Annotated in this window: 2 tRNA genes and 2 rRNA genes; all 4 read right to left on the reverse strand. The window is 47.8% G+C overall.

What is annotated here, in order from left to right:
- Positions 1-300 (reverse strand): 23S ribosomal RNA (locus tag NC799_RS18305); the annotation flags it as partial.
- Between the two features lie 118 nt (positions 301-418).
- Positions 419-494: transfer RNA gene (locus NC799_RS18310), tRNA-Ala, on the reverse strand.
- Between the two features lie 19 nt (positions 495-513).
- A tRNA-Ile gene (locus NC799_RS18315) sits at positions 514-590 on the reverse strand.
- A gap of 220 nt (positions 591-810) precedes the next feature.
- Positions 811-924, reverse strand: a 16S ribosomal RNA gene (locus NC799_RS18320); the annotation flags it as partial.

Raw genomic sequence — 924 nt, forward strand, 5'->3', positions numbered from 1 at the left:
ACAACCCCAGAAAGCAAGCTTTCTGGTTTGGGCTGTTTCCGTTTCGCTCGCCGCTACTCAGGAAATCGCGTTTGCTTTCTCTTCCTCCGGGTACTTAGATGTTTCAGTTCCCCGGGTCTGCCTCATGCATCCTATGTATTCAGATACATGTCCTGCTCCATTACGAGCAGTGGGTTGCCCCATTCGGAAATTCCCGGATCAATGCTTACGTACAGCTCCCCGAGACATATCGGTGTTTGTCCCGTCCTTCTTCGGCTCCTAGTGCCAAGGCATCCACCGTGCGCCCTTCTTCACTTAACTAAATTAACAGTAAAAAAGTTTGTTCGTTGTTTCGATGTCTTGTATTAGTCTAGTTCCGGCTCTTTAAAAAGTCGCCTTCACTTCCTAATTCTTCTTATCTAGTTTTCAAGGTACATAATGGTGGAGCCTAGCGGGATCGAACCGCTGACCTCCTGCGTGCAAAGCAGGCGCTCTCCCAGCTGAGCTAAGGCCCCAAGGTTACTATATTTTAAATGGTGGGCCTAAGTGGACTCGAACCACCGACCTCACGCTTATCAGGCGTGCGCTCTAACCAGCTGAGCTATAGGCCCATCATAAGTATAAAATAAAGAGAGTTAATCTCTCAAAACTGAACCAAACAACCAAGTATGTTTTCGAGCTCGTAAGAGCTGTTCCGTAATCATCCAGCTACAGCTCCCAACGGCTAGCGGATAGTTAATCTCTCCAAGTCCCAAAGAACCGGTACTTTACACGATCTTATCTATCCGTACGCTGTTAAACGGTCGCTTTTGCTTTTAAATATATCCTTAGAAAGGAGGTGATCCAGCCGCACCTTCCGATACGGCTACCTTGTTACGACTTCACCCCAATCATTGACCCCACCTTCGGCGGCTGGCTCCAAGGGTAAAACTTAGCTTCCTATCA

Source organism: Aquibacillus salsiterrae, assembly GCF_028416595.1.
GTDB classification, from domain to species: Bacteria; Bacillota; Bacilli; order Bacillales; family Amphibacillaceae; genus Aquibacillus_A; species Aquibacillus_A salsiterrae.